This is a genomic window from Hydrogenophaga sp. 70-12 (assembly GCF_001897365.1).
Lineage (GTDB): Bacteria > Pseudomonadota > Gammaproteobacteria > Burkholderiales > Burkholderiaceae_C > Hydrogenophaga > Hydrogenophaga borbori.
This window is the reverse complement of the sequence record NZ_MKSS01000055.1, coordinates 1-4,830: the sequence shown is the minus strand read 5'-3', so window position 1 is coordinate 4,830 and position 4,830 is coordinate 1. Positions and strand designations below refer to the sequence as shown.

Annotated in this window: 6 protein-coding genes; 3 read left to right on the top strand and 3 right to left on the bottom strand. The window is 71.1% G+C overall.

The window, feature by feature from the left end:
* On the top strand, positions 1-1,384 hold a 1,384-nt coding region (locus tag BGO22_RS03860), incomplete at its 5' end, for a M48 family metallopeptidase (protein WP_286849099.1).
* Positions 1,385-1,414: 30 nt separating this feature from the next.
* Here the strand turns inward: BGO22_RS03860 and BGO22_RS03855 are convergent.
* Positions 1,415-1,765 (bottom strand): phage holin family protein, encoded by a 351-nt coding sequence (locus tag BGO22_RS03855; protein WP_070399749.1) that lies wholly within the window; start codon positions 1,763-1,765, stop codon positions 1,415-1,417.
* 7 nt (positions 1,766-1,772) lie between these two features.
* Positions 1,773-2,483: a TerC family protein gene (locus BGO22_RS03850; protein WP_204743696.1), complete on the bottom strand. Its 711-nt coding sequence runs from the start codon at positions 2,481-2,483 to the stop codon at positions 1,773-1,775.
* Positions 2,484-2,824: 341 nt separating this feature from the next.
* On the opposite strand from BGO22_RS03850, the gene BGO22_RS03845 reads away from it, so the two are divergent.
* Positions 2,825-3,505: a TerC family protein gene (locus BGO22_RS03845; RefSeq protein ID WP_286849094.1), complete on the top strand. Its 681-nt coding sequence runs from the start codon at positions 2,825-2,827 to the stop codon at positions 3,503-3,505.
* Positions 3,506-3,571: 66 nt separating this feature from the next.
* Positions 3,572-3,985, top strand: a complete 414-nt coding sequence (locus BGO22_RS03840; RefSeq protein ID WP_286849102.1) for a DUF3717 domain-containing protein — start codon at positions 3,572-3,574, stop codon at positions 3,983-3,985.
* Positions 3,986-4,021: 36 nt separating this feature from the next.
* On the opposite strand, the gene BGO22_RS03835 is transcribed toward BGO22_RS03840, so the two are convergent.
* The coding region (locus BGO22_RS03835) for a lyase family protein (protein WP_286849091.1) at positions 4,022-4,830 on the bottom strand (809 nt) is incomplete at its 5' end.

Genomic DNA, 4,830 nt, shown 5'->3' with positions numbered 1-4,830 from the left:
CGCGCGCAGCATCTACCGGGACCCGGATTACCTCGACGACCCCATGCTGGTCGACTACCTGCAGCTGTTGTGGCAGCCCCTGCTGGCCGCCGCCAAGCAGCGCGGCGAGGTGGCGCCCGAGCTGGCCGAGCGCCTGGCCTGGGAGCTCATGATCTCGCGCGACCGCAGCGTCAACGCCTTCGCGCTGCCGGGCGGCTACCTGGGTGTCAACCTGGGCCTGCTCGCGGTGACGGAACGGCCGGAGGAATTGGCCTCGGTGCTGGCGCACGAACTCAGCCACGTCTCGCAGCGCCACATCGCGCGGATGATGTCCAACGAGCAGCGCATGGCGCCCTGGATGATCGCCGCCATGGTCCTGGGCGCGCTGGCGGCCGGCTCCAACCCCCAGGCCGCGGGCGCCGCCGTCGCCGGCGGCACGGCCGTGGCCGCGCAGCAGTCGCTCAAGTTCTCGCGCGACATGGAGCGCGAGGCCGACCGCGTGGGCTTCGGCGTGCTCACCGGCGCGGGCTTCGACGGCCAGGGCTTCGTGAGCATGTTCGACAAGCTGGCGCAGGCCTCGCGCCTGAACGACGACGGCGCCTTTCCCTACCTGCGCAGCCACCCGCTCACGGGCGAGCGCATCGCCGACATGCAGTCGCGCCTGCCGTCGGCCGCCGCCGGCGTCGGGCCGCGCGCGGACGCGCCCGTGCGTTCCATGGGGCTGCCGTCGGCCGCGATGCATGCGCTGGCCTCGGCGCGCGCGCGCGTGCTGGCCGAGCGCAACAGCGCGCGCTGGTCGGCCTGGGTGCAGACGGCGCTCGCGCCCACGGCCCGGCCCGGCGAGCTATACGCCGGCGCCCTGGCCGCGCAGCGGCTGGGCCAGCGCGAGCGTGCAACCGAACTGGCCCAGCGCCTGCGCACCGCCGTGGCCGGCAGCGACGCGCGCGGCATGGCCGACGCCCTGATGTTGGAGCTGCTGATGTCGCCGGGCATGCCCGCCAACCCGACGCTGCTGGCCGAGCTGCGCGACGGCGCGCTGGCGTCTGGCTCGCGCGGGCCCTTGCTGCTGGGCGCGCAGGCGGCCATCGCCAGCGGCGAGGCCGGGCGCGCCGCGTCGCGCCTGCAGGTATGGGTGGTGGACCACCCGCGCGATGCGCAGGCCTGGCAGATCCTCGCGCGCGCGCACCAGGCCCAGGGCCACACCCTGCGGGCGGTGCGTGCCGAGGCCGAGGCGCGGGCCGCGCAGTTCGACTGGGACGGCGCGCTGGAGCGTCTGCGGGCCGCCCAGGCCCTGCCGCCCGCGCAGCGCAACGCGGATCCGATCGAGCTGGCCATCGTGGACAGCCGCCGCCGCGACGTGGAAGAGCGTTTGCGCGAAGCGATGCGCGAGGAAGACAAGCGCTGAGCGCGCGCCGCGCTCAGGCCACGGTGTGGTTCAACCCAGGCGCAGGCTGCGCAGGGCGGCGTCCACCACCAGCATGATCACCGAGTAGATGAGCGAGCCCAGCAGGGCCGCCCAGAAGCCGGCGACATAGAAGCCGTCGAGCACGCTGGCCGCCGCCCAGAAGAGCAGGGCGTTGATGACGAACAGGAACAGCCCGAAGGTCACCAGCGTCACCGGCAGCGTCAGGATGACCAGCACCGGGCGCAGCAGCAGGTAGAACAGGCCGATCACCGCGGCGGCGATGAGCGCCGACGGGAAGCTGCGCACCTCCACGCCGTCGTACAGCCAGGCCACCAGCAGCAGCGCGCAGGCCGCCAGCATCCAGCGCAGGATCAGCCGCATGCCCGCCTCAGGCCTGGTCGGCGGCCGCGGCGCGCTGCGCGACGCGGCGGTTGTGCAGGTAGCCCAGCGTGAGCACCACCACGATGGTGAGCGCCACGAAGCCCCAGTAGGCCGCCAGGTGCGTGGGCTCGCCGCCCTTGAACCAGGGCGCCAGCAGCTTCTCGTTGACCACCATCTTGCCGGCGGTGAAGGCCAGCACGCCCGCGCCGATGTACATGATGGCCGGGTACTTCTCAACCAGCTTGAGGATCAGCGTGCTGCCGAACACCACGATGGGGATGCTGATGAGCAGGCCGAGGACCACCAGGTCGAAGGCGCCCTGCGCCGCGCCGGCCACACCCAGCACGTTGTCGATGCCCATCACCGCGTCCGCGATGATGATGGTCTTCATGGCGCCCCAGAAGGTGGTGGCGCCCGGGCCGTGTTCGTCGCCGTCGCCCTCGTCCTCGGCGATCAGCTTGTAGGCGATCCACATCAGCGCGATGCCACCGATGGCCATCAGGCCCGGGATGCGCAGCAGCCACACCACCACCAGCGTCATGGCTGAGCGCACGACGATGGCCCCCACCGTGCCCCAGATGATGGCCTTGCGCTGGTGCTGCTTGGGCAGGTTGCGGGCGGCCAGCGCGATCACGATCGCGTTGTCGCCGGCGAGCACGAGGTCGATGAGGATGATGGCCAGCAGGGCGGACCACCAGGCAGCGGACATGAATTCCATGGTGAAAAGGGGCTCCAGAGGGGACGGGTTCTGAAGGTCTTGCCCGGCGCCACGTGTCCGTGGGCCCAACGCGCCGGGTGCCGCGCAGCGGACACCGTACTGACGACGCGTTGACCGGCGCGGCTTGGCGCCAGAAGGAGCCGCCACGCGCCCGGGAGCTACTCCCCTTCCGCGAAACCCCGGATTGTATGCGGCACGGCCGCGGGTCCGCCAGCCATCCCCCCGGTGGAAATGCGTACGCGGTAACCCTCACGGGGCGTGGCGGTGAGCATGCCTACACTGGTGGGGTGGCGCCCCGGGCGCCGTCTTTTTGGCCGCTGCCGGCCGTCGAAAGCCACACCATGGAATTGCTGTCGAGCCCCCAGTTCTGGCTGGGCCTGGGCCAGATCATCTGGATCAACATCATTCTTTCGGGCGACAACGCGGTGGTGATCGCGCTGGCGGCGCGCGGGCTCGGGCCGCGCCAGCAGAAGCAGGCCATTTTCTGGGGCACCGCCGCCGCCGTGGTGCTGCGCGTGGTGCTGACCGTCGTGGCGGTCAAGCTCATGCAGCTGCCCTGGCTGCAGGTGGTGGGCGGCCTGCTGCTGCTGTGGATCGGCGTGCAGCTGCTCAACGGCGGCGACGACGAACAATCCGAGGGCAAGACCGATGGCGGCCTGCTCGCCGCCATCCGCACCATCCTGGTGGCCGACCTGGTGATGAGCCTGGACAACGTGATCGGCGTCGCCGCCGCGGCCAATGGCAACGTGCCGCTGCTGATCGCCGGCCTGGCCATCGCCATCCCCATCGTGATTTTCGGCAGCACGCTGATGCTCAAGATCATGGGGCGCTTCCCCGTCATCGTGACCCTGGGCGCGGCGCTGATCGGCTGGGTGGGCGCCGAGACCTTGGTCTCGGACAAGGTGATCGAGCCCTGGGTGCCGCACAACTCCCTGGGCTTCTACGCCGCGGCCGCCCTGGGCGCGCTGCTGGTGGTGGTCACGGGCAAGTACCTACAGAACCGCAACAACAAGGCGGCCTGATCGCCCCGGCGGCGCGTGGGGGCGCCGCCCGGCGGCGCGTGGGGGCGCCGTATGATCGCCCTCCCCATGGCCGGCATCCACATCACCGACATCGAGGCGGCCATCAACTGGTGGCGCGAACGCTCGCCCTCGCCCGACAACGTCTCGCTGCCCGCGCCCACGCGCGCGCTGGCCGAGGTCTACGCCCTGATGGTCTTCTTCCGCGAGACCGAGGCCGACGAGCACACCCTGCCGCCCAAGGCACGCGAGGCCTGGCTGGCCTGGTACGCCACCACGCCGGACACGCCCTGCATCGCCATTTGCTCCACCAGCCAGGGCGACGAGGTCTGCAAGGGCTGCGGCCGCCTGTTCGAGGAAGTGCAGCGCTGGACCGAAATGACGCCCGGCCAGAAGCGCGCCACCTGGCGGCGCATCACCATCGAGGGCGACGCCTGGCGCTTCAACCGCTACCGCGAGCGGGCGCTGGACGCGGCCACCTGAGGCCGGCCCGCCCGGCGGCGGCAGCCCACAAGGCGTTCAGGACCGGCGGGCCAGTTCGGCCGCCTTGCCGGTGTAGCTGGCCGGCGTCATGGCCAGCAGCCGTTCCTTCTCGGCGTCGGGAATCTCCAGGCTGCGGATCAGCGCGTGCAGGGCCTCGGCGGTGACGGTTTTGCCGCGTGTCACTTCCTTGAGCTTCTCGTAGGCGCCGGGCACGCCGAAGCGGCGCATCACCGTCTGGATGGGCTCGGCCAGCACCTCCCAGGAGGCGTCGAGGTCGGCGGCCAGCGCCTCCTCGTTCAGCTCGAGCTTGTTCAGGCCCACGCCCAGCGCGTGGTAGGCCAGCACGGCGTAGCCCAGGGCCACCCCCATGTTGCGCAGCACGGTGGAGTCGGTCAGGTCGCGCTGCCAGCGGCTGATGGGCAGTTTCTCGCTCAGGTGGCGCAGCAGCGCGTTGGCCAGGCCCAGGTTGCCCTCGGCGTTCTCGAAGTCGATCGGGTTGACCTTGTGCGGCATGGTCGAGGACCCGATCTCGCCGGCCTTGAGCTTCTGCTTGAAGTAGCCCACGCTGACGTAGCCCCAGATGTCGCGCGCGAGGTCGATCAGGATGGTGTTGGCGCGCGCCACCGCGTCGAACAGCTCGGCCATGTAGTCGTGCGGCTCGATCTGGATGCTGTAGGGCTGGAAGGTGAGGCCCAGGCCCAGGGGCTCGGGCGTCTCCACCACCTTGCGGCTGAAGGCCTCCCAGTCGAAATCGGGCCAGGCCGAGAGGTGGGCGTTGTAGTTGCCCACCGCGCCGTTCATCTTGCCCAGCAGCTTGACCGAGGCGATGCGCTCGCGCGCGCCCG

Bases quoted from the DNA above. Each gene is read 5' to 3' on its own strand.
- BGO22_RS03855 (WP_070399749.1), bottom strand. From the start codon at position 1,765: ATGCGGCTGATCCTGCGCTGGATGCTGGCGGCCTGCGCGCTGCTGCTG.
- BGO22_RS03850 (WP_204743696.1), bottom strand. From the start codon at position 2,483: ATGGAATTCATGTCCGCTGCCTGGTGGTCCGCCCTGCTGGCCATCATC.
- BGO22_RS03845 (WP_286849094.1), top strand. From the start codon at position 2,825: ATGGAATTGCTGTCGAGCCCCCAGTTCTGGCTGGGCCTGGGCCAGATC.
- BGO22_RS03840 (WP_286849102.1), top strand. From the start codon at position 3,572: ATGGCCGGCATCCACATCACCGACATCGAGGCGGCCATCAACTGGTGG.